This is a genomic window from Halorubellus litoreus (assembly GCF_037081675.1).
Classification (GTDB): Archaea; Halobacteriota; Halobacteria; order Halobacteriales; family Natrialbaceae; genus Halorubellus; species Halorubellus litoreus.
Window position 1 is genome coordinate 197945 of record NZ_JAZAQL010000001.1, and the last position, 23168, is coordinate 221112.

Here is a 23168-nt window from a genome sequence, read left to right on the forward strand (position 1 = left end):
CCGTAGCAACTGGTTACAACCATTCTTGGACGGTTCCGTGGTACTAGGACTCGTGGGTCCAACGACCCGCGTCCACCAATGTCCCTCGACCAGATAGCACGCGACAAGGGAGCGCTCGTGACAGCCACGCCAGACCACTCCATCGAGGACGCCGCGAAACTGATGGCCGAACACGAAGTCGGCTGTATCGTCGTCGAACGCGACGACGAACCGATCGGTATCGTCACCGACCGCGACGTCGCCCTCGGCGTCGTCGCCGCCGAGAAGGACCCCGCGAGCACCACCGTATCGGACGTCATGACTCGCGAGCCCGTCACGGTCCACGTCGACGACGGCGTCTACGAACTCACGGAGGCGATGCGCGACAACAGCATCCGACGGATGCCGGTCGTCGACGACGACGGCACGCTCGCCGGGATCGTCACGCTCGACGACGTGTTCGTGCTCGTCGCCGACGAGATGCACGGCCTCTCCGAGGTCATCCGCGCCGAATCACCACCGTACTGACCGACCGCCGGAACCAGGGCCGCACCGACCGACCCAGGGTTCATCCGCGATGGGGCGGCCACGGTCGACGTGACCTGACCGCCAGCGGGGCGCACCACGCCGTCGCACGATGCCAGTGCGCCCCGACCCCGTCCACCACCCACTCCGAGCCGTGAGAAACGACCAGCGGTGGGCGGTCGCACCAGGCATCGTCAGTAAGCCCCTCACCAGTCGCGACAACGTTCGACCAGAGAGAACCCGTCACTTCTCGCGGACGGTTCCACCCGAAAGTCCAGTCCACTCGACGCGGTACCCGAGCGTCGAGAGCGCCGCGCTCGCGTCGTCGAGCCCGTACTCGTCGAGCACCGCCTCCGCGTCCCCGTACGCCATGCCGTCCGCGAGCTCGCTGGCGGCGTCGTCGAGGACCGCGGGCCGGACGAGCGTCCGCCCCACCAGTTCGTGCTCGGGGAACGCGACGTCCGCGAGCGCGTCCTCGCTGACACCCTTGCGTTCGGCGAGCGCAGCGAGCGTCACCACGTCGTCCGCGGGCGTCAACGACCCGGGGAGCGCCGCCGCCGCGTCCGCGACCAGGTCCCGCTCGTACTCGCGGAGGACGTCCACGACGTCCTTCACGCGCACCGAACCCGAGTACGGCACCACCGCCGCGTCCGTCGACGCCACGTCCTCGCCGACGCCAAGGGACTCGTCGACCGCCACCACCATCTCGACGTCCTCAACGTCCGCGAGCTGGGAGAGCTTCTTCTCCACGTACTCGGGCGTCCAGAACCCCATCACCTCGAAGAACACCCTGAAATCCGGGCCAGCGTCCGAGTCACCGCCGGGCGCGTAATCGAACGCGAAGTCCGGGATCATGACGCGATACCCGGTCGCGAGCGGCTCCGGCTCCCGGGACAGCACCCAGTCGAGGTCGAGCCCTTCGAATCGCGCCGCGAAGTCCGCCTCGACGCCCGAGTCGAAGGAGACCTCCGCAACGGGTTCCGCGTCCGGCACGCGCACCGGGTCGTCGTCCGAGAGGACGAGCTCGCGCTCGGTCCCGTGGTCGTCGACGGTGGCTTCGAGCCGCCACTCCGACGCCTTCGCGACCGTCCGGAGGAGCCGCGCGAACCGCGTCCCGTAGCGACGCGACCGCGAGAACAACGCGTCCGGGCCGGTGACGACGACCTCCCGGACGGTGGGCGAACCGTCGGCCACGCCGTCGTCGTCCGACTTCCGTATCTCGTACATGAGTCGCAGGCGCTTGACCGCGGAGACGAGCGCTTTCGGGTCAGACGAGCGCACGCGGACCTCGACGGCGTCGAACAGCGCCGTCTGCGCGAGCGAGAGGTTGTACTGCGCGAGCAACCCGTCCGGGTCCCAGGGTGCGTCGAACGACGCGAGCACCTGTCGTTCCTCGAGGTCCGCGAACAGCGACGCGTCCACGTCGTCGACGGCGACCGCCAGCGAGTCCGCGGCGCGGTCGAGCGCTCGCTCGCGCTCCGCGGGCGTGACGACGCCGTCGAGTTCCTCGGCGGCGACGAACGCCGCCCGGCGTACACTCGACGGCGTAACCGGCGCTCGCGTCTCGAATCGCGCCGCGTGCTCGCAGCACTTCGCGAGCCCGCGAACGAGCTTGAAGTCCTCGGCGTCCCCCTCGAGCTCTCGGAGCGCGCCGTCGAGGTCACCTCGCGTCTCGTCGACGTGCCCCTGGAACGTCCCGACGACGCGCGCCGCCAACGGACGGTCCTCCCGGTCCGCGAACACCGGCTGGTAGCCACCGCCGCGGCGCGACACCCGGAGGAGGTCCTTCGTCAGCACGTCCACGAGTCCGAGGCGCGGCGACAAGGATGTGACGCCTCACCGTCGACCGACGACGACGGAGGGCCACGCTGGAGGAGCCGAGCGGGCGGTGGAGAGCACAAAGGTTTCATGCGGCGTCGCGGTTACTGGCGAGTATGCGCCGTCGTCGCGTCCTCACCGCGCTGTCGTTCGCCGCCACCGGGCTCGCGGGCTGTACCTCCGGGCCGGCGAAGTCCGGCCCGAAGTGGGGGCCGCCGGAGACCGAACCCGGGACGCCGACCAGGGACGATTCCACGACCCGACCGACGACGAGTCCCGGGTTCGGGCTGCAAGCGAGTTTCGCGTACCAGACGAGTACCGCGACGGACGGGTTCGCCATCACCGTCACCGTCCGGAACACCGTCGACCAATCGCGTCGCGCCATCCTCGTCGTCACCTGGAGCGCGGGCGACGACTCCCGGACGGAGGAACGACGCGTCTCCCTCGACCCCGGCGAGTCGACGAGCTACGAGATGACGTTCCCCGAGGTCGGCGACCTCTCATTCAGTTGGCGCGACGCCTGACGCGTCGACACCCTGTCCATCGAGCACGCCCCACCCGAGACGTCACGGCGTCATCGGCGGCGGCTGGCGACGCGCTCTTCGGCGGTATCCTGACTCACTATCTCGTAGAGTCGCGCGGTCTTCCCGTCCCGTGGCCGGAGGATGCGGCCGAGGCGTTGCGTGAACTCGCGTTCGCTCCCGCTCCCCGAGCAGACGACGCCGACGTTCGCCTCGGGGACGTCCACGCCCTCGTCGAGGACGTTCGAGGACACGATCCGGGAGTACCGGCCGTCGCGGAACCGCTGGAGGACCTCCTTGCGTTCGCTCGCGCTCGTCTGGTGCGTGATGACGGGGACGAGGAAGCGTTCGGCGACGCGGTACGCGAAGTCGTTGTGCGCGGTGAAGACGATGACGCGGTCGTCGCGGTGGCGGTCGAGGACGTCACCGAGTGCGTCGACCTTCGCTTCACTCCCGAGCATGATGCGGCGGGCGCGTTCCTTCGCGAGTAGCGCCTCGCGCGCCGCGGGGTCGTTCCCGGAGCGCTTGACGAGCTCCTGGTAGTCGCTCCCGCTCCGCATCTGGATGCCGGATTGGGCGAGGTAGTCCGTGAACGTCTCCTGGTTCGCCTCGTAGCGTTCGCGTTCGTCGGGCGTGAGGTCCACCTCGACGCGCTTGACGTCGTACGGCGCGAGGTGCTCGCCCGCGAGGTCGTCGACGCTCAAGCGGTGGACGAGCGGCCCGACGAGTTCCGCGACGACCTCGTGGGCGTCGTCCGGGCGCTCGAACGTCGCCGTGAGACCCATCCTGGCGGGTGCGGCGAGGAGTCGCGCGACGTCCCGATAGCCCTCGCCGCCGAGGTGATGGACCTCGTCGAACACCACGAACCCGAACCGGTCGCCGACGTCCTCGGCTTTGAGGTACGCGGAATCGTACGTCGACACCGTGATGGGTTCGAAGCGCTGCTGGCCGCCACCGAACTGGCCGATTGGGACGTCGAACTCGGCGTCGAGTTCTCGACGCCACTGTTCGAGGAGGTCGATGGTCGGGACGACGACGAGCGTCGGCGTCGACAGCGCCGCCATCGCCGCGATGGCGATGACTGTCTTCCCGCTCCCCGTCGGCAATTCGAGGTTCCCGCGGCGGTCGGCGTCCGTCCACGCGTCCAGCGCGTCCTCTTGATACGACCGGAGTTCGTACGTCGTGTCGAGCGCCGGGAGCGAGTCGAGGTCGAGAACGCGGTCGTCCACGTCGACGTCGGCGGCGGCGAGCGCGTCGCGGACGGCAGCGTACGCGACGGCGGGTGTGCGGTAGCCGCCGCTTCGCGGGTCGGCTTCCATCTCCGGGACGGCGTCGAGGACGGCGTCGGGGACGTCGCCGTCGACCCGCACGGACCCGTTCTCGAACCGGAGCACGACGGTCACGCCAAAACGTCCGAGCGCCCGCCAGTTAAGCGAGTCGCTCCCGCGACTCGACCGCTGTCACTGCACCCGATATTCCGGATTCCCTCGCTCGTCGAGGGTACGCGACCGACGGCCGTGCGTTGGCGCGGCCGACGTACCTGAATCCTTTTATCCGAAGGGAGGTTTTGTTTCGACCATGAGCGAAGACGAGGGTTCAGTGGACTCCACGGCGGACGCCGAGGAGGCCGACGACGCGGCATCGGTCGACGATGCCGCGTCGGGGGACGAACAGGCCGCGGCGACCGGTGGGGACGCCAGCGAGGAATCGAACGCGGGGGCCGAGGAGGCGTCGGCGCAGGTGGACGACGACGGGTTCGTCACCGCCGAACCGGAGTCGGTCGAAGCGGACGAGGCCGCCGGCGAGGACGGCGACGGGACCCCCGTGAGCGATGACATCGTGGACCGCGTCGCCGAGTACGACGACGACGCTGCCGCAGAGGTGCGTGCACTCGTCGAACGGGCGTTCGAACTGAAGACCGAAGCGCAACGCGTCCCGGAACTCGAAGCGCGAGTCGACGACCTCGAGGACGACGTCGAGGAACTGCGTGAGGAACGCGAGGACCTCAAGTCGAAGCTCCGCCGGAAGCAAGCGGACTTCAAGAACTACAAGGAGCGACAGAAGCGAAAGCAAGAGCAACTCAAGGAGCGTGCGACCGAGGACCTCGTCGAGCGACTCGTCGGCGTTCGCGACAACTTGAAGCGCGCGCTCGATCAGGACGTCGACGACGACGAGAGCATCCGCGGTGGCGTCGAGATGACGCTCAAGGAGTTCGACCGCGTGCTCGACGAGGAGAACGTCGAGGAGATCGCGCCCGACAGCGGAGACGACGTCGACCCGCAGCGCCACGAGGTGATGGTGCGCGTCGACAGCGACCTCCCCGAAGGGAGCATCGCCGAGGTGTTCAATCCCGGGTACGAGATGGCTGGACGAGTGATTCAGGCCGCGCAGGTGACGGTGAGTAACGGTGCGGAACACGACCCCGAGTCGAGCGACGACGCCGCGGACGAGACTGCCGAGACCGACGGCGCCGGTGACGACGAAGGCGAGGAGGCCGAGGAGGCCGTGGCGCTCGGCGGAGAAGTCGACGACGGCGACGCCGATTCGAACCCTGACGCCGGTCAGGCGAGCGACGAGGACATTAGTGCAGCGCTCGACGACGAGTAGTATCCAGACACCGACCCGTAATTTACCTTTTTCAGACGTTTGAACGCCCCTATGCAATTTTATTCGCGTAGAGGTTCTGTAAAGCAACTTTTAAAACGGTCAGGTGTGTATAGTGGAGTAACATGGCGAGTAACAAGATTCTCGGTATCGACCTCGGTACCACAAACAGCGCGTTCGCGGTGATGGAGGGTGGCGACCCGGAGATCATCGTGAACAACGAAGGCGATCGGACGACGCCGAGCGTCGTCGCGTTCACCGAGGACGGTGAGCGCCTCGTCGGGAAACCCGCGAAGAACCAGGCGATCCAGAACCCCGACCGCACGATCTCCTCCATCAAGCGCCACATGGGCGAGGAGGACTACACGGTCGACATCGACGGCGAGGAGTACACGCCCGAGCAGATCTCGGCGATGACCCTCCAGAAGATCAAGCGAGACGCCGAGGACTACCTCGGCGACGACGTCGAGAAGGCCGTCATCACGGTCCCGGCGTACTTCAGTGACCGACAGCGGCAGGCGACGAAGGACGCCGGCGAGATCGCCGGGTTCGACGTCGAGCGCATCATCAACGAGCCGACCGCGGCCGCGATGGCGTACGGCCTGGACGACGATTCGGACCAGACCGTGCTCGTGTACGACCTCGGTGGCGGGACGTTCGACGTCTCCATCCTCGACCTCGGCGGCGGCGTGTACGAGGTCGTGGCGACGAACGGGGACAACGACCTCGGTGGCGACGACTGGGACCACGCGATCATCGACTGGCTCGCCGCGGAGTTCGAGGACGAGCACGGTATCGACCTGCGCGACGACCGGCAGGCGCTCCAGCGCCTGAAGGACGCAGCGGAGGAGGCGAAGATCGAGCTCTCCAGCCGGAAGGAGACGGAGATCAACCTGCCGTTCATCACGGCGACGGACGACGGCCCGATCCACCTCGAGAAGTCGCTGACGCGTGCGAAGTTCGAGTCCCTGAGCGCGGACCTCATCGAGCGCACGCAGGCGCCGACCGAGCAGGCGCTCGAGGACGCGGACTACTCGAAGGACGACATCGACGACGTCATCCTCGTGGGTGGGTCGACGCGGATGCCCCAGGTCAAGGAGCAGGTCGAGGAGATGCTCGGTATCGACCCGAAGGGGAACGTGAACCCGGACGAGGCCGTTGCGCTCGGTGCGGCGATCCAGGGTGGCGTGCTCGGCGGCGAGGTCGACGACATCGTCCTGCTGGACGTCACGCCGCTCAGTCTCGGTATCGAGGTGAAGGGCGGGCTGTTCGAGCGCCTCATCGAGAAGAACACGACGATTCCGACCGAGGAGTCGAAGATCTTCACGACGGCGGCGGACAACCAGACGACGGTGCAGGTTCGCGTGTTCCAGGGTGAGCGCGAGATCGCGGACGAGAACGAGATGCTCGGCGAGTTCCACCTCACTGGCATCCCGCCGGCACCCGCTGGAACGCCCCAGATCGAGGTTGCGTTCAGTATCGACGAGAACGGTATCGTGAACGTCACCGCGGAGGACAAGGGCAGCGGGAACAAGGAGGACATCACCATCGAGGGTGGCGCTGGTCTGTCGGACGCGGAGATCGACCAGATGCAGGAGGAAGCGAAGGAGCACGCCGAGGAGGACAAGCTCCGCCGCGAGCGCATCGAGGCGCGGAACAACGCCGAGGCGACGCTCCAGCGTGCGGAGAAGCTCCTCGACGAGAACGCCGACGAGGTCGACGACGCGCTCATCGAGGACATCGAAGCGCAGATGGACGAGCTCGAGGCGACGCTCGACGACGACGAGGCGTCGAAGGAGGAGATCGAGGACGCGTCGAAGGCGCTTTCGAACGAACTCCAGGAGATCGGGAAGCAGATGTACGACGGTGCCGCGCAGGGCGGCCCCGAGGGCGGCGCGCAGGCCGGCCCCGGCGGCATGGGCGGCATGGGTGGTGACGGTGCCGCTGCTGCGGAAGGCGACGACGAGGAGTACGTCGACGCCGACTTCGAGGACGTTGAGGAAGACGAAGAAGCGTAAGCGACGAGTCTTCCTCTAACAGTGAGAGCTTCGCTCTCACGGGTTCGAAGAGGACGAAGAGGCCTGACGGCCTCGACGTCCTCTTCTGCCCGCCAGAAATCTTCGATTTCTGGGGACGTCGAGGAAGACGAGGAGGCGTAAGCTGACGCGTCTTCGGTAGTCGGGCGGGTCTTCTCGGTTCTTTTCTGGTGGTCGTGTGTTCGCGAGTGGCGTCGCTGTGGGTGGTTCGAGGGTGATTGGCGGGTGCTCGACCGAACCCGCGCTTTTCAAGTGGTTCAATGGATTAACTGGCTGTAACGAGATGAGTGAGGACTTCTACGACGCGCTCGGTGTGAGTCGAGATGCGTCCGAGGACGAGATCAAGCAGGCCTATCGGAAGAAGGCCGCGGAGTATCATCCGGACGTGTCCGACGCGGAGGACGCTGAGGAGAAGTTCAAGGAGGTCAAGAAGGCGAAGGAGGTGTTGACCGACGAGGAGAAGCGGCAGGCGTACGATCGGATGGGCCACGAGCGGTTCGAGCAGGCGGAGAAGCGCGGTGGGTTCGACCAGGGTGCCGGTGGCGCGGGCGGTGCCGGTGGGCCGTTCGGTGGCGCGGGCGGCGCTGGCGGGCCGTTCGGTGGCGCTGGCGGTGGTGGTGGTATCAACGATATCTTCGAGCAGTTCTTCGGTGGCGGTGGTGCCGGCGGCGGGCAGCGCGGGCCGCGTCCGGGTCGAGACCTCCGGATGGAGCTCGGCCTCGACCTGGAGGAGGCGTTCGAGGGCGTGACGAAGGAGGTCTCTATCACGCGACCGTCGCGGTGTGACGTCTGCGAGGGCGAGGGGCATCCGCCGGAGGCGGACGCGGAGACGTGCCCGGAGTGTAACGGCGAGGGGCGCGTGACGCGCGTCCAGCAGACGCCGTTCGGGCGGATGCAGCAGACGGGCGAGTGCCCGCGCTGTGACGGTGCTGGCGAGCTCTACGACGAGACGTGCGGGGAGTGCCGTGGCGACGGCATCGTCCGGGAGGACGTGACGATGCGCGTCGACATCCCGGAAGGTATCAAGACCGGACAGACGATTCGCCGCGAGGGCGAGGGTGCGCCCGGCGAGCCAGGTGCGAGGAACGGCGACCTCCTCATCGACGTTCGCGTCCGCGACCACGACGAGTTCGAGCGCGACGGCGACGACCTCTACTATCGCCTCCCGATATCGTTCCCGCAGGCGACGTTCGGGGACGAAGTCACCGTGGACGTGTTCGGTGAGGACGTCACCGTCGAGATTCCCGCAGGCACGCAGAGCGGCGAGCAGTTCCGCGAGCGGGGCGCCGGGATGCCCCGCACGCATCGCCGCGGCCGTGGGAGTCTCGTCGTGCAGGTGCAGGTCGTGACGCCGGACCCGGGCGACCTGAACGAGGACCAGCAGGAGGCACTGGAGGCGTTCGCGGAAGCCGGCGGCGAGGAGATCGAGCTCAAAGAGGGGTTCTGGCAGAAGATCAAGAACTCGTTCTGACTGCGACGACCGATACCGAGTCCTTCACCGACGGTTCCTTCGCCGTCGATCGCTTCGCGTACGATTCCTTCACCGCTGATTCCCGCACCGCAGATTCCTTCCTCGCCGACGTTCGCCTGATCTCGTACGGAGTGTGGTGTCAGTCGCGGGCGTCCGGTTCGGCGGGTTCCGGCGAGTTCTCGTTCCCGGAGACGGGTCGCCGGGTCTCGTCGCTCCGGTCGCTGGCGCGGCCTTGTCCGTCCGTACCGGTCGCGTCCGTCGATGATGCGGCTGCGTCGTTCGTTCCCGGCGTGTTCGCGTCCGGTGCCGCCTGTGCGGACTGCGGGTCGTCTCGCTGACGGCCACGGCCACGACCGCGACGCTGCGACGGCTTCGATTCCGTGGGCTCCTGCGCGGACTGGGTCTCCTCGGTCGCTTGCTCGCGCTGCGTCTCGAGCAGTTCGAGGACGGCCTGCTGGAGGCGTTCCGGTTCCGCTGCGTTGTCGAACTCCACGTACCCGATACCGCGGTTGCTCCCGACGGAGAGGAACGAGATGGTCGCGAACCCGAGCATCGACTGCAGGCGGCTCTTCGAGAGTTCGACGCCCCGGATCATGTGGAGCGGGAGTTCGCGGGATTCTTCGCGGTACGCCAGGTGGTACTGCCGGCGGACGCTATCGGTCGTGACGACGTACTTCGTCCGGTAGAGGACGACGTACTTGATCGCGAGCCGGACCGCGCCGATGACGGTCAACCCGAGGACGACGAGGCCGGCGATGCGTGCGTTCTCTCCCTCGCCGAACAGCGTCGGGTTCTGGTAGAGGAACGCGCCGACGAACCCGCCGACGATGATAGTCAGGACGAGGTAGCCGAGCACGAGCTGGGTTGCTGGTGATGCGACGGTGACGATGTCGCCACCGAAAGTGTCTTCGTCTCGATTCGCCACGAACCGTTCGTCTGAGTCTTCAGTCATGGGTTAGCCGACGATGTTCAGCGAGTACGCGAGGATGGTTCCGACGATGTACAGTGCCGGTGCGGCGGCGACCGCGAGGAGTACGAGGAACCCCGTGAATCGCGACGCGCCGTGATTGATGCGGGCACCGAGGTACATCGAGTACAGGTAGTAGAGCACGCACCCGACGAGCGCTGCGAGCACGAACTGGCCCTCCTGGGAGACGGCCGCGACGTTCACGGCGTCGGGGCGGCCGGACGCGAGCGTGAACTCGCTCCCGAGCGCGTCGATGAAGAAGTAGATGAACTCCTTCTGGATGGCGATGACGAACGCCGCCGCGACCTCGGTCGTCGCCGACTGCGAGAGGTACCAGACGAGACTGAACAGGCCCGCGAGGTACGCGCTCGTCGAGTACGTTATCGTGTGCGCGGTCTGCAGGACGCCCTTCGAGTTGAGCGTCAAGAGGACCGCGGCGTGGTAGTTGACGAGCGTGAGGACGGCAGCGACCGTCAGGAACGCGGAGTTCTGGATGAGCGCGGAGAGGAACTGCCAGAGCGCCGTCGGGTCGGCGAGGCCGCCGGCGAGTGCCTCGAACCACGACGGCGCCGCCGCGGTACTCTGCACGCCGATGCCCGCGAGCGTCAGCGGGACGGCGTACAGCGCGAGGTTCACGACGTACACGACCGCGAGCCGGTTCATCTCGAGCGCCGTCCACACCCAGCCTGCGGCGTAGTTATCGGTCCGCGACTGGACGAACCGCCGCGGTTGGAAGACGGCGTTGAACAACCCCCGAACCACCCCTGCAACGTATCCAGTTGCCATCGCGTAACACGCCTACGTTCAGATAGAACCCTCATAACGATTGTGGCACTTTCGAGCGTTGTCGTGCGGATTTCTCGCACGTGACGGTGTCGTCTGTCCGTTTCGCGTCCGACGAGCGACGTGGTGGTCGCGTTCGACGCACGCCGACGTCCTGAATCTTTGACAGGATGAGGACCGTCGGGTCTTTGGCTGCCCGCCGGTTACGGCCGCGTATGGAGACGCTCGTCGACCTCGTCGCGCGCTCGCGACGCTCTGACGCACCCGCGCTCCGCGCTCCCACGCACGACCAGTTCTACGACTACCAGCGCCTCTGTACGACGACGTGGAAGACCGCGAACTTCCTGCACGCTCGCGGCGTCCGCGCACGCTCGACGGTCGGCGTCGGCGACGACCCGCGCGCCCAACCAGTGCTCGCCGTCCTCGCGAGCGCACTCCTCGGCGCGAAAGCGTACGTCGGCGCGCCCAGGGACGTCGACGCCCGCGCCGTCGTCGCGCACGTCGACGACGTCGACGACTACGACCTCGAACCCGGCACGCAACGCGTCGCGTACGGCGGCGACCACGACGACCCCGACGTCTACCACTTCGAAGGCGACGTCTGGAGCGAGAACCCGACGATGCCACCCGAAGCCCAGTCGCGCATGGACGTGAACGTCGCGCTCGTCACCGGCACCGAAGCACTCACGCACGGCGAACTCCTCGCCGCCGCCACCGACGTCGCCGACCGCCTCTCGCTCAGCGACGAGGTCGAAGTTGCCGTCCGCGCCCCGATCTCCGACCCGCGGGCGTTCGCCGCCGGCGTCCTCGCACCGCTCGTCGTCGGCGGGACCGTCGTCTTCCCGGACGACGACACGGTCGCCGACGCCGCCGTCACCGCCCCCGACGCAGACGACGTGCCCGAGAGCCGGACGCTCGGCGTCCGCGACGTGGAGTTCTAGTCCGACGGCGGGGTCGCCGTTCGGTCACTCGTAGGTGAACGTCATCCCGCCGTCGAACGTCAGGTCGCCACCGTTCAGGTGGGTGGCGTGCCCGGAGAACCCGAACACGAACAGGTTCGCGACGTCGACCGGCTCCATCATCTCCTTGACGCGTGATTGGCCGAGCATGACGTCCTCGATGACCTCGTCGACCGAGATTCCGCGTTGGTCGGCGGTGTCGGGTATCTGGTTCGTGACGAGCGGTGTCTTCACGTACCCGGTACTGATGGAGAACGCACGAAGGCCGTCGCCGCCCTCGGCGGCGATCGATTGCGTGAGCCCGCGGAGGCCGAACTTCGAGACGTTGTACGCGACCTTGTCTGCGGTGACGTAGTGCCCGTGGACGGACGCCATGTTCCCGATGGCGCCGACCCCGTCGTCGGTCGCGCGGACGTGCTGGATCGTTCGTTTCGCGAGCGCGAGCGGGGCGCGGAGCATGACGTCGTGCATCTGGTCGTACTTGTCCATCGGGAAGTCCTCGATGGCGTCGATGTGCTGGATGCCAGCGACGTTCGCGAGGTACCGGACGGTCCCGTGCGTGGCCGCGTTCTCGACGATCCGGTCGTGGTCGGCGTCGTCCGTGAGGTCGGCGACCGTGGTCTCGAGGGCGCCGGCGACGTCGAGGTCGTCCGCGTTCTCGCTCGTCTCGGCGAGTCCGTCCTCGTCGATGTCGGTGGCGAGGACGGTGAGGCCGTTCGCGGCGAGCGCGAGTGCGGTCGCTTGCCCGATGCCCGACCCGGCGCCCGTGACGATGCAGACGTTCTCGCGCGAGAAGGTCGGATCGTCGACGAAGAGCACGTCGTCGTCGGTGATCGCGTCGACCGTCAACCGGTCGTGCGTGGGAGTTTCTGCCATCGTCTAGCGGTGGTCCTGCAATCGGTGAAAAACGAGAGGTTGACATGTATACCACGTGCACCGGGTCGTGCGTTCGGGCGAGACGGGGGTCTGGGGGGCTGTCGGCAAGTGAAAGTACATGGATAAAAAGACATAAACTGTCAGGCGTCGACGGTTTGGTAAATGATATCACTCCAGATGGACATGGTCCAGTACGACTGTCCGTACATCGACACGACAGTCGAGAACGACGTGTCCTTCTACGCTCGTCAGTGGGACTTCGACCACGAGCGAGAGGAACTGGAGACCAGGATCGTCGTCGACGGCGACGACCGGGGTACGGTCGACAACGGACTCCGCACCCTGCGCGACCATCCGAACATGCGCGGGTTCGACCTGCTTCGACGAGACGGCGACGTCGCACTCATCCGCTCGCGAATCGAGCAAACGAACGCGATGGCGGTCATCCGGGACCGCGGCGGCTACATCACGGGACCGTTCGAGATTTCGGACGGGAGCGAGATCTGGAACGTCGGCTTCGACCGCGAGGACGTCGCCGAGGGCGCACTCAGTGCACTCGAACGCGACAACGACTTCTCGGTCGAGTCCCGCGAGTCGATGACGCTCGAGGACTACTACGACCTGATGCGGAACGTCGACCCCGCCACGTCCATGCTCGACGGTTGCCGAGAACTCTCCGCGACCGAACGCGCGACCCTTCGAGCAGCCGTCGAGGACGGCTACTTCGAGACGCCGCGAGACGCGACGCTGTCGACGCTCGCGGAGACGTTCGACGTCTCGAAGATGGCGGTCTCGAAGAACCTCCGGCGTGGCGAACGCAAGCTCCTCGGACGCATCATGGAGGCGATCGAGGAGTTGGACGTCGAGGAGACGTAGGAAGAGGGCGAGCGCATCCAGTCGTCTCGCGGTCGCCAGCGTTACTCGACGCCGCTACCCTGCATCAGTCGCTGGATCTCCTCGCGTTCGACGAGTGCCTGCGGGTCGCCGCTGTCGACGATCTCGCCGCGTTCGATGACGTAGAGTTCGTCGACGACGTCCGGCACGTGCGTGACGTTCGACTCCGCGATCAGCACCGCGATCCCCTGATCGTTGATGTCCTCGATGTAGCCCTTGAGTCGCTCGACGATGATCGGCGCGAGCCCTTCCAGTGGTTCGTCGAGGATGAGGAGGTCGGGTTGGAGCGCGAGTGCACGACCGATCGCGACCATCTTGGCTTGCCCGCCACTGAGGTTCTCGACGAGTTGGTCCCGTCGGTCGTCGAGCTCGTCGAGGAGGTCGAAGACGTCCTCGATGACGGCGTCCTCGTCTGTGATTCCGCGAGCGTCGCCGGCACTCCATATCGGGAGTCGGAAGTTCTCCTCTATGGACATCCCCGTGAAGAGCTTGCGGTCCTCGGGTTGGTACCCGATACCGCGCCGTGGGACGACTTCCGCTCTGACGTCCGTCAGTTCCTCGCCCTTGAATCGGACGGATCCACCGCGGACCTCGGTGAGACCCATGATGCCGCGGAACGTACTCGTCTTCCCGGCCCCGTTCCGGCCGACGAGCCCGATCGCCTGCCCCGCCTCGACGTCGAGGTCGACGTCGTCGGTGACCTGGAAGCCGGCGACGGCGGCATCGAGCCCGCGGACGCTGAGGAGTGGCTGGTCGCTCATTCTTCCACCCCCAGGAGGACGCGACGCAGTTCGTCGTCCGTCTCGAGTATCGACGCCTCCCCCTCGCCGAGCACGCTCCCCTGGTGGAGCGCGATGACGCGGTCGGCGTGCTCGGTCACGATGTCCATGTCGTGCTCGATCGCGACGGTCGTCACGTCCTCCGCGCGACTCACGTTCACGATGGTCTCCATGACGTAGTCCGTCTCCTGGGCGGACACCCCAGAGGTGGGTTCGTCGAGGAGGAGGACGTCCGGGTCCAGTCCGAACGACATCGCGACGTCCAGTAGCTTCCGGTCGCCGTGCGGGAGCGTGTCGGCGACGACGTGCTGCTGGTCGTCGAGCCGGAAGCGCTCGAGGAGGTCGTCGACGATCGCCTCGACGCCTTCGTGTTCGTCGCTGAAGCTGAACGCGCTCCCGAGCAAGCCCTGCTCGGAGAGGACCGCCGTCCGCAGGTTCTCCCTGACGGTCATCTCCTCGAAGACGTGGACGACCTGGAAGCTCCGGACGACGCCCGCCTTCACGCGGTCCTCGGGCGCCATGTCCGTGATGTCGAGCGTGGTGTCATCGCCGTCCTCGTCCGTCCGATGGAGGACGACGCTCCCCTCGTCCGGTTCGAGCAGCCCCGTGAGGAGGTTGACGAGCGTGGTCTTGCCGGCGCCGTTCGGCCCGACGATGAACACCATCTCGCCGGGTTCGCGGCCGAACTCGACGTCGACGTGGTCGGTCGCGACGAGCTGCCCGAACGACTTCCGTAGGTTGCGTGCTTCCAGCATCATCGCACCCCGAACACGAGTACCAGCAGGTTGCGTTTCGCGCGCGAGAGCGCGGTGCCGAACGCCTCGGCACCATCTTGCACCCACTCGCGGACGACCGACGGGTTGGCGGCGAGCGCGGCCGTGCGCTCGCGGAAGCCGCTCCCGGACTTGAGCGACCCGACGATGCCGCGCGGGAACCCGAACACGAGCAGCACGAGAACGACGCCGGTAAGCGCGTCGAAGTAGTTCGTGAGGTCGCGGCCGACGTCCTGGAGGAACACGAGCACGACCCCGCCGACGAGCGGGCCGAGCAGGGTCCCGAACCCGCCGAGGATCGCCATGAACAGGATCTCGCCCGAGCGCAAGAAGTACAGCGTCGATTCCGGCCGCACGTGCTGCTGGACGAGCCCGTACATCCCGCCTGCGACGGCGCCGTAGACGCCCGAGAGGACGAACGCTACCAGCACGTATCGCTTGACGGGAATGCCGATGAACTGGGCGCGCGTCCGGTCCTGTCCGATGGCGTCGAGCGCGTTCCCGAACGGCGATTGCACGATCCGCCACATCACGAACAGCGCGAGGACGACCACCAGTACCGTCAGGTAGTACACGACGACGCTGTACACGTCCGCGCCCATCTCCGCGCCGAAAAGCGTCGCCTGGTTCGCATCCCCCGGCCTGACGGGCAAGCCGTCGCTCCCGCCGAGGTAGCTCTGTCCCTGTGCGATCGCGAACAGGAGCTGGCCGAACGCGAGCGTCAGCAGCGAGAAATACAGGCCGGTGTGGCGGAGCGACAGGAAACCGACGACGCCCGCCATCGCCGTCCCGACGAGCGTTGCAGCGGCGAGCAACAGCACCATGCTCGTCACGTCGAACTGCGTCGCGAGCACCGCAGCGGTGTACGCGCCCGTTCCGAAGAACGCCGCGTGCCCGAACGACACGAGCTTCGTGTGTCGCAGCAGGAGGTTCAGACCGACGGCAGCGAGCCCGAACAGCACGCCCTGATGGAGCACGCGGAGCTGGATTCCGGGCGAGAGCGACGCCATATCCGGGACGGCGACGAACAGCACGAACAACGCCAGCCAGCCCACGAGGCGGCGTGGCGTCAGTACCATGCCGCGGGTGACGCGGACGTATCGTTCGCCGTCGCGAGTCGTCGTGGACGGCACGTAGCTGCTGCGCCCCCACGCCTCGAGCGACCGGGAGTCGTCGACGGCGGTGCCACGGTCGCTCACGCGGTCTCACCCCAGGTTCCGAAGAGGCCGTTGGGTTTCACGAGCAGTATCAGCGCCATGATGGCGAACGGTGCGGCGATCTCCGCGGGCGGGTACTGCCAGATCGCCCATCGGCTGAGGACGCCGACGATCATCGCGCCGACGAACGCGCCACGGAGACTCCCGAGGCCGCCGATGACGATGATGACGAACGACAACACGAGCGGGTTCGCGCCCATCGCGAGGTTCGCGTTGCTCTGCGGGAGCGCCATCGCGCCCGCGAACCCGGCGAAGAACGCCCCCATCGCGAACACGAGCGTGAAGGTCCGGTCGGTACTCACACCGATCGCGGTCGCCATCTCGCGGTCGATCGCGGTCGCGCGGATGATTCGACCCGTCTTCGTGCGATTGAAGAAGTAGAACAACCCGACGACGACGGTCGCACCGACGCCGATGATGACGATCTTGAACGTCGGGAACGTCAACCCGACGAACTCGGCGGCCGGGATGGCGTTGATGCCGCTGTAGATGTCCTGTGCGCGAACGGGCCGGGGCCCCCAGACGAGCTTGTTCACGTCCTTCAGGATGAGGAGCAACCCGAACGTGAGTACCAGCTGGTACACCTCGTCTCTCTCGTACAGCGGTCTGAGGAACAACGCCTCGAGGAGGATGCCGAGCGGTATCAGTACCGCGGCCGCCACGACCGCCGCGAGCAGGGAGAGCGCGAGGAACGCGGCGAGCCCCACGACCCCCTCTGGGTTCGCGAACGCGCCGCTCACGTACCCGAACACCGAGAAGGCGACGTACGCGCCGACGGCGTACAGCTCGCCGTGCGCGAGGTTGAGGACGTCGAGGATTCCCAGGATGATCGTGAGGCCGGACGCGATCAGGAACAGGATGAACCCGTACTGGATCCCGTTGAGGGTGTGCGTCGCGAAGTTCGCTAGTTCGCTAACCATGGTACTCGGAGTTTCTGCGGCGGTTTCGCGTCCGTGACCCCCTGTGCAATCGCGAGGTCACCAGCTGTTCACCCACTCTTCGGCGTCCGTTCCGATGGGAGGTGCGACCTCCTGCGGCGTGAATACGTTCACGTCCGCGAGGACGGCTGCGCCGAGGTCCTCGTCCCACTCCATCCGCCCGGAGTACGCGTTCGACTTGCCCTGATGGTCCGACCCCATCACGTGGTATCCCGCAGGCGTGTGGAAGCCGTGGTCTTCGAGCGACCGCGCGATCTGTTCCTGGGACGGCCACTCGCCCGTGATCTCGACGGCCTTCTCGGTCGCGGTCGCCCACGCCGTCACCGCGCCGTAGCCGCTCATGAAGTGCGCGGTCGGGACGACGTCGTACTGGTCGCGGGCCGCTTCGAAGAGTTGCTGGTTCGGACTCCAGCGCGAGCCGTTCGGGAAGTCCCAGTACCAGTTCCGACTGCCCGAGAACGCCTGTGCTTGCTCGACGACGTCGCGACCGAGTTCGTCGACCGCGCTGTAGAGCACGCTGCCGACGAGTTGCGTGTTGTCGAACATGTCGTTCGCCGCCGCCTGATTCATGAGGGTCGTGACGTCGCCGCCCCAGCAACTGGAGAACGTGACGTCCGGTTCGGTGTCGTTGACCTCCGTGATGTGCGTGGACATGTCGTCGGCGAGCAGGTCCGGGAATCCCTCGTGGACGACCTCCACGTCGCCGACGAGCTTCTCGATGGCGAGCTTGAAGAACTTCCACTCGTCCTGCCCGAACGCGTAGTTCGGGTTGATGCCCGCGATGCTGTCGATGTTGTCCGCGCCGAGGCGCGACACCGCCTCACGCGCCGCCGTGACGCACTCCATGACGTCGTAGTTCTGGAACCGGAACGAGTACGTCGGGTCCGACACCGTATCCTCGTACAGCGTCGTGACCGTGCCGTCCGTCCCGACGTTGACGACGCCCTGGGACTCGACCTCGGGGGCGAGCGCGGCGTGCCCACCGCTGGAGATCGGGCCGAACGTCACGTCCTTACCCTCCTCGACGAACTGCGTGTAGTTCTCGACGGCGGCGTCGGCCTCGTGCGCGACGTCGAGTCGCATCTCCCGGCCGGCGATACCGCCGGCGTCGTTGATTCGCTGGATGGCGATCTCGGCGCCGTACTGGGCCTGGAGACCCAGCACCGACGCCGCCCCTTCGGTGAACGTCTGCAGACCGGCCTGTATCGGTTCGTCCGGGACGTCGGCGTCGCCGTTCGTTGCACCATCGCCGTCGTCGCCGAGGAGTGTACTGCAGCCAGCGAGTGCTGCGGCGACCGCGGTCCCGCCAACCATCCCCAGCATCGAACGTCGGTCGATTCCTCCGTCGAAGTCCGTAGTTTCTCTCGTCATGGTCGAATACACGCAGTGGCGCACCATCGGACCGTGCCAATGGTACCCACTGTCACATGTATAGGGTGGAGAGAAACGGCCGAATAACCGAGCGTTTACACGTCAACCCGACGGCCAGCCCGAGCCCACGAAGCCGCGGCAGCGCGACGATGGCGTCAGCGAGCGTTCTCGACCTTCTCTAACGCCTCCGGATTCTCGATGCTGCTCATGTCGCCGAGTTCCTCGCCGGTGTAGACGCCCTCGATGGCGCGCCGGATGATCTTCCCGCTCTGGGTCTTCGGGAACTCGTCGACGAACAGGACCTCCCGCGGGCGGAACGGCTTCCCGAGTTCCTCGCCGACGACCGCGCGGAGTTCCTCGCGGAGGTCGTCGGACTCCTCGACGCCGTCCTCGAGGACGACGTACGTGACGACCGCGGTCCCCGTCGTGTCGTCGGGGGCGCCGACGGCGGCGGCCTGGTTGACGGCGTCGTGCTCCATGAGTGCGCCCTCGACCTCCGCGGGGCCGACCTTCCGACCGGCGACGTTGAGCGCGTCGTCCGCGCGACCGTGGAGGAACCAGAAGCCGTCCGCGTCCATCTGCGCCCAGTCGCCGTGGTCCCAGAGGTCCTCCCAGTTACTCCAGTACTCCTCGAGATAGCGCTCGTCGCCGCTCCAAAGCGACTTCGTCATGCTCGGGCACGAATCGCGGGCGACGAGGAACCCGCGTTCGTTCGTGTCCTTGATGGACTCGCCGTTCTGGTCGACGATGTCGATGTCCATGCCGAGGCCGGGGCCGCCGAGCGTACAGGGTTTGAGGTCGTTTATCGGCATCGGCATCAGGAAGCACCCGCAGATCTCCGTGCCGCCAGAGATGTTGATGATAGGGGCGTCGCCGCCACCGACCTCGTCGAGGAACCACTGCCAGCTCTCGGGGTCCCAGGGCTCCCCGGTGGAGCCGAGCAATCGGAGACTGGAGAGGTCGTGGCCTTCGAGCCACTCGTCGCCGTGCTTGCGGAGCGCGCGGATGGCGGTCGGCGAGATACCGAACTGCGTGAGGGAGTGGCGGTCGATCATCTCCCAGAACCGGTCGGGCTCGGGATGGTCGGGCGCGCCCTCGTACATGAACATCGTGTTCCCGAACGAGTGGTTCCCGATGAGCGTCCACGGCCCCATCATCCACCCGATGTCGCTCACCCAGAAGAAGCGGTCCGAGGGCTTGAGGTCGAACCCGAAGTAGAGCTCCTTCGCGCACTGCAGCTGGACGCCGGCGTGCGTGTGCACGATACCCTTCGGCTTCCCCGTCGTCCCCGAGGAGTACAGGAGCATCGACTCCTGGTCGCTATCCAGGGACTTCGTGTCGTAGTCGTCGTCCTGCGGCTCGACGGCGTCGCTCCACGTCTCGTCGCGGCTCGTCCACGGCACCGACTCGTCGTCGCTGTCGACGAGCCCGAGGCGCTCGAAGACGACGGTGTGCTCGACGTGCCCGGCCTCGTCGATGGCGTCGTCCGCGGCGTCCTTCAGCGTCACCTCGCCGCCGCGACGATAGAACCCGTCGCCCGTGAACAGCACCGAGCACTCCGAGTCCGCGATACGGGTTGCGGTCGCGTCGACGCCGAACCCACTGAAGATGGGGACCGCGATGGCGCCGACCTTGAAGCACCCGTAGAGGATGCTCACGACCTCCGGCACCATCGGCATGTACAGCCCGACGGTGTCGCCGGTCTCGATGCCGACGGACTCGAGGTAGTTCGCGACCTTGTTCGACTGCCGGTGGAGTTCGTGGTAGGTGACCTCGCGGACGTCACCGGGTTCGCCCTCCCAGATGCACGCGACCTTGTTCCGCTGCTCGGCGTCGGGCGCGGCCCACCGGTCGACGGTGTTGTGCGCGATGTTCAACTCGCCGCCGGGATACCAGTCCGTGAACTGCGGGCCGTCGGTGTCGTCTCGAACCGAGTCGTAGTCCTCGTAGAACTCGACGTCGAGGTAGTCGACGAGCTCGTCCCAGAACCAGTCGACGCCGCTCTCGGGCTCCCCGTCGACCTCGGTCGACGTCCGCTCGATCAGTTCGTCGTAGTCGCTCATGCCGTAGGTCTGCATGAACTCGTACACGTTCGTCGATTCGACGAACTCGCGGTCGGGTTCGAACGCGACCTCGGATACGTCTTCGAGGGAATCCATCTCGTTTCGCAAGTCTTGCAGGGACGACAAAGAAGTTTCTCTCCGGCCGGCACTCGAAACGAGGTCAGCGAGAGCGTCGCCGCGCTAGTTGTCGTCCTCGCGCCACTTGTGCTCGCACTCGGTGCAGATGAAGAACCGCGTCTCGGACTCGTCGGCCGCTCGAATCTGCTGCATGTAGTAGTACGCACGGTCGTTGTCGCACTTCGGGCAGTGCGCGGTCGTCCGCGGTAGCCCCTTCTCTTCGGCGCCGCTGATGTCGACGACCTCGGAGTGCTCCTGGCCTTCCGTCGTCACCATCTCCTCCTCTTTCTCCGAGTCACGACCCTGTTCGTGCCCGCAGCTCCCGCACACCCAGTGGTCGCCTTCGGTCTTCATCATCGAACCGCATTCGTCACAGAACTCCATTCTTAGCCCGGGCTACGACCGGCCGTCCTGTTAAGTCGTCCGCTTCCAGACTGCTATCGGTCCCCTCGCACCGATGGACGCGTGCCGGCCGGCGGTCACTGCTCGACGTCGGCGGTGACGACGTCGTCCAGTTCCTCGTGGAGGTCGGCAACGGCGTCGAACGCGTCGCTGTCCGTCTCGGAGACGAGCGCGCCGAGGTTCGCTTCGGTTCCCTCCTCGAACGTGACGGTGACGTCCGCGAGTTCCGCTGCGACGTCGTCCCGCACGATCGGGTACGAGAACTCCGCGAGCGCGGTCTCGACGTGCTCGTACGTCAACGTTCGACCCATGATACTGAGTGACAACCGTCGGGTCCTTAGTGGTACCGCCAAGTCCACCCGGTCCTCGGCCGCTGCGGCGTCGGCCGGTCGTCGCGTGGACTCCAGAAGCGGGAAATACGGGCCGCCTGTACCGGTACGTGATGACGCTCTCGGAGGAGGCACGCGAGCGGCTGGCGGACATCGTCGAACTCCAGCCGACGAAGAACGGGGAGCTACAGGAACGATGGGGGATGGACAGCGGGAGCGACGTCCACGGCTACCTGGAGAACGAACTGAAGGAGTACTACTACCGGGACGACGACAGCCTCATCCGGGCGACCGCGGACGCCGCGGAACTCGTCGACGTGGACCCTGGCGTCGAGTCGAGCGACGACGGAACGACGACCGCGGTCCGCGTGCCGCGCCTCCAGGCGCAGCTCGTGGAGGTCGTGCCGGCGGCGGACGAGGACGGCAAGAGCGTGGTCGGGACCCTGCACGCGCTCCGGGACGCGTACGACGTCGACCCGTCGACGGACGACGTCCGGTCGGCGCTCCAGGCGCTCAAACGCAAGGGCGTCGTCGAGGTCGTGTACACGACCGTGCCGACGTTCCGGCTCGCGGTCGACCGCGACGAACTCGACGTCTCGGTGTCCGAGGACTGACTGCGCACGGCGACGGCGACCCCGACCGAGCGGTCAGTCGTCGTCGGGCGCCGGTCGTCGCCGTTCTTTCCTGCGGTCGAGCACGCGGCGGACGCCTTTCCCGGGGCCGCCGTCGATGGGCCATCCTCGCGTGCGCCACGCGGGCGGTTCGGGCTCGAACTCGTTGCACGCGCCGCGACATTCGGCGCTCGTCTGACAGCGCCCCTTCGCCTCGCACCAGGGGACGAGGCCGTCGCCCGCGGCTTCGAGCGCGAAGTGCCGGCAGTCGGGTCGCATCGCGTCGACGTACGACCGCCAGCCGCGCTCGTACGCGCGCTCGGCGATGGCGAGGCGCTTCCGGCGCTTCCAGTCGACGTCCGCGTACTCGAAGCGCGCCGCGGACGCGTCGTACCCGCTCGCTGAATCCGCGGGATTGGGGTTCTCGAGGATGCGCGTCCCCGGGTCGTCGACGGCGAGCGTTCGCGGATGCCAGAGGACCTCGGCGCTCGTGCGGTCGGCGTCGGTCCCGACGGCGTCAGAGACCGCGAGGATACCGGCTTCGACGGGGAGCCCTTCGAGCAGGAGGCGCTCGTTCACGTCCTCGTTCGCGCGCACCGCGACCCACGCTTCGTCGGCGAGCGCGAGCGCGACGTCCGTCTCGAGCTGGTCCGCGAGTGCACGCGCTGCGGTCTTGTCGAGATCGGGCTTGTTCTCGACGGCGACGATACGCCGCACCCACTCCTCGGGGTACGGGCCGATGCGTCGGATCTCGATGCGCCCGGAGCGCTTCCGGTGCTCGAGCGCGCCGCGCGCGGAGAGCGCGTGGACGCTCTCGCGGACGTACCGCCACGGGTACCCGGGGTCGGGGAGCGCGTCCCGATAGTACTCCCAGTCGGCTGGCGCGTGCCGGACGACGTGCAGCTGGTTCGACGACAACGCGTCCGGCCCGAACGCGGCGCGCGCCGTCAGCCCCGCGAGGTCGCACTCCAGTACGACGGTGTCCCAGCGTCGCGACTGCGTGCCGAGCTGGCGCGCGACGAGGACCGCGCTGTCGCGCTCGCCCGACGGCGGCCACTCGCGCTCCACCCACCGACAGGTCGCCAACTCGAACGGGAACTCCGCATCCGCACCCGGGAGACTCACGCGACCGACT

General features: G+C 67.1%; 22 protein-coding genes. 8 read left to right on the forward strand and 14 right to left on the reverse strand.

Annotation, left to right across the window (positions count from 1 at the left end):
- Positions 1 to 78 precede the first annotated feature (78 nt).
- Positions 79 to 507, forward strand: coding sequence for a CBS domain-containing protein (locus VYJ16_RS01030; RefSeq protein ID WP_336348466.1), 429 nt, complete (start codon positions 79 to 81; stop codon positions 505 to 507).
- Positions 508 to 747: 240 nt separating this feature from the next.
- Here VYJ16_RS01030 and VYJ16_RS01035 read toward each other — a convergent pair whose 3' ends face one another.
- The gene (locus VYJ16_RS01035) at positions 748 to 2301 is read right to left on the reverse strand and encodes a DUF790 family protein (RefSeq protein WP_336348467.1); all 1554 of its coding nucleotides are present in this window, start codon (positions 2299 to 2301) and stop codon (positions 748 to 750) included.
- A gap of 137 nt (positions 2302 to 2438) precedes the next feature.
- Here VYJ16_RS01035 and VYJ16_RS01040 point away from each other — a divergent pair, with 137 nt between their 5' ends.
- Positions 2439 to 2846, forward strand: a complete 408-nt coding sequence (locus VYJ16_RS01040; RefSeq protein ID WP_336348468.1) for a hypothetical protein — start codon at positions 2439 to 2441, stop codon at positions 2844 to 2846.
- Positions 2847 to 2896: 50 nt separating this feature from the next.
- On the opposite strand, the gene VYJ16_RS01045 is transcribed toward VYJ16_RS01040, so the two are convergent.
- On the reverse strand, positions 2897 to 4246 hold the full coding sequence (locus tag VYJ16_RS01045) for a DEAD/DEAH box helicase family protein (RefSeq protein WP_336348469.1): 1350 nt from the start codon (positions 4244 to 4246) through the stop codon (positions 2897 to 2899).
- A 175-nt stretch (positions 4247 to 4421) separates the two neighbouring features.
- Here VYJ16_RS01045 and VYJ16_RS22140 point away from each other — a divergent pair, with 175 nt between their 5' ends.
- The 3 genes from VYJ16_RS22140 to dnaJ all read left to right on the forward strand — a co-directional run bounded on the left by VYJ16_RS22140 (position 4422) and on the right by dnaJ (position 8954).
- On the forward strand, positions 4422 to 5450 hold the full coding sequence (locus VYJ16_RS22140; protein ID WP_379761777.1) for a nucleotide exchange factor GrpE: 1029 nt from the start codon (positions 4422 to 4424) through the stop codon (positions 5448 to 5450).
- Positions 5451 to 5572: 122 nt separating this feature from the next.
- Complete coding sequence (gene dnaK / locus VYJ16_RS01055; RefSeq protein ID WP_336348470.1) at positions 5573 to 7465, forward strand: molecular chaperone DnaK; 1893 nt, start codon at positions 5573 to 5575, stop codon at positions 7463 to 7465.
- A gap of 301 nt (positions 7466 to 7766) precedes the next feature.
- Complete coding sequence (gene dnaJ, locus VYJ16_RS01060) at positions 7767 to 8954, forward strand: molecular chaperone DnaJ (RefSeq protein ID WP_336348471.1); 1188 nt, start codon at positions 7767 to 7769, stop codon at positions 8952 to 8954.
- Between the two features lie 139 nt (positions 8955 to 9093).
- Here dnaJ and VYJ16_RS01065 read toward each other — a convergent pair whose 3' ends face one another.
- Both VYJ16_RS01065 and VYJ16_RS01070 read right to left on the reverse strand, forming a co-directional pair.
- Positions 9094 to 9906: a PH domain-containing protein gene (locus VYJ16_RS01065; RefSeq protein ID WP_336348472.1), complete on the reverse strand. Its 813-nt coding sequence runs from the start codon at positions 9904 to 9906 to the stop codon at positions 9094 to 9096.
- A gap of 3 nt (positions 9907 to 9909) precedes the next feature.
- A complete protein-coding gene (locus VYJ16_RS01070; protein ID WP_336348473.1) occupies positions 9910 to 10707 on the reverse strand; it encodes a hypothetical protein in 798 nt (265 codons plus the stop codon).
- 212 nt (positions 10708 to 10919) lie between these two features.
- Here VYJ16_RS01070 and VYJ16_RS01075 point away from each other — a divergent pair, with 212 nt between their 5' ends.
- Positions 10920 to 11645, forward strand: a complete 726-nt coding sequence (locus VYJ16_RS01075; protein WP_336348474.1) for a hypothetical protein — start codon at positions 10920 to 10922, stop codon at positions 11643 to 11645.
- Between the two features lie 24 nt (positions 11646 to 11669).
- Here the strand turns inward: VYJ16_RS01075 and VYJ16_RS01080 are convergent, their stop codons facing one another.
- Positions 11670 to 12539 carry an SDR family oxidoreductase gene (locus VYJ16_RS01080; protein ID WP_336348475.1) on the reverse strand — a complete coding sequence of 290 codons (870 nt, stop codon included), beginning with the start codon at positions 12537 to 12539 and terminating at the stop codon, positions 11670 to 11672.
- A 162-nt stretch (positions 12540 to 12701) separates the two neighbouring features.
- Between VYJ16_RS01080 and VYJ16_RS01085 the strand changes: the two genes are divergently transcribed.
- A complete protein-coding gene (locus tag VYJ16_RS01085) occupies positions 12702 to 13415 on the forward strand; it encodes a helix-turn-helix domain-containing protein (RefSeq protein ID WP_336348476.1) in 714 nt (237 codons plus the stop codon).
- A 41-nt stretch (positions 13416 to 13456) separates the two neighbouring features.
- On the opposite strand, the gene VYJ16_RS01090 is transcribed toward VYJ16_RS01085, so the two are convergent.
- The 8 genes from VYJ16_RS01090 to VYJ16_RS01125 form a co-directional block, all read right to left on the reverse strand.
- Positions 13457 to 14194 (reverse strand): ABC transporter ATP-binding protein, encoded by a 738-nt coding sequence (locus VYJ16_RS01090; RefSeq protein ID WP_336348477.1) that lies wholly within the window; start codon positions 14192 to 14194, stop codon positions 13457 to 13459.
- Entirely contained in the window at positions 14191 to 14970 is a 780-nt protein-coding gene (locus tag VYJ16_RS01095; RefSeq protein WP_336348478.1) for an ABC transporter ATP-binding protein, read from the reverse strand. Before VYJ16_RS01095 ends, VYJ16_RS01090 begins: the two co-directional genes overlap by 4 nt.
- Positions 14967 to 16184 carry a branched-chain amino acid ABC transporter permease gene (locus VYJ16_RS01100; protein WP_336348479.1) on the reverse strand — a complete coding sequence of 406 codons (1218 nt, stop codon included), beginning with the start codon at positions 16182 to 16184 and terminating at the stop codon, positions 14967 to 14969. Before VYJ16_RS01100 ends, VYJ16_RS01095 begins: the two co-directional genes overlap by 4 nt.
- Positions 16181 to 17122 carry a branched-chain amino acid ABC transporter permease gene (locus VYJ16_RS01105; protein WP_336348480.1) on the reverse strand — a complete coding sequence of 314 codons (942 nt, stop codon included), beginning with the start codon at positions 17120 to 17122 and terminating at the stop codon, positions 16181 to 16183. The genes VYJ16_RS01100 and VYJ16_RS01105 overlap by 4 nt, the downstream gene beginning before the upstream one ends.
- Positions 17123 to 17179: 57 nt before the next feature.
- Entirely contained in the window at positions 17180 to 18511 is a 1332-nt protein-coding gene (locus VYJ16_RS01110; protein ID WP_336348481.1) for an ABC transporter substrate-binding protein, read from the reverse strand.
- 155 nt (positions 18512 to 18666) lie between these two features.
- Positions 18667 to 20670 (reverse strand): AMP-binding protein, encoded by a 2004-nt coding sequence (locus tag VYJ16_RS01115; protein WP_336348482.1) that lies wholly within the window; start codon positions 20668 to 20670, stop codon positions 18667 to 18669.
- Positions 20671 to 20754: 84 nt separating this feature from the next.
- Positions 20755 to 21075: a transcription factor S gene (locus tag VYJ16_RS01120; protein ID WP_336348483.1), complete on the reverse strand. Its 321-nt coding sequence runs from the start codon at positions 21073 to 21075 to the stop codon at positions 20755 to 20757.
- 95 nt (positions 21076 to 21170) lie between these two features.
- On the reverse strand, positions 21171 to 21404 hold the full coding sequence (locus VYJ16_RS01125) for a DUF5789 family protein (protein ID WP_336348484.1): 234 nt from the start codon (positions 21402 to 21404) through the stop codon (positions 21171 to 21173).
- 131 nt (positions 21405 to 21535) lie between these two features.
- Here VYJ16_RS01125 and VYJ16_RS01130 point away from each other — a divergent pair, with 131 nt between their 5' ends.
- Positions 21536 to 22036: a DUF5797 family protein gene (locus VYJ16_RS01130; protein ID WP_227131527.1), complete on the forward strand. Its 501-nt coding sequence runs from the start codon at positions 21536 to 21538 to the stop codon at positions 22034 to 22036.
- A 33-nt stretch (positions 22037 to 22069) separates the two neighbouring features.
- On the opposite strand, the gene VYJ16_RS01135 is transcribed toward VYJ16_RS01130, so the two are convergent.
- On the reverse strand, positions 22070 to 23158 hold the full coding sequence (locus VYJ16_RS01135; RefSeq protein ID WP_336348485.1) for a DUF5787 family protein: 1089 nt from the start codon (positions 23156 to 23158) through the stop codon (positions 22070 to 22072).
- Positions 23159 to 23168 lie beyond the last annotated feature (10 nt).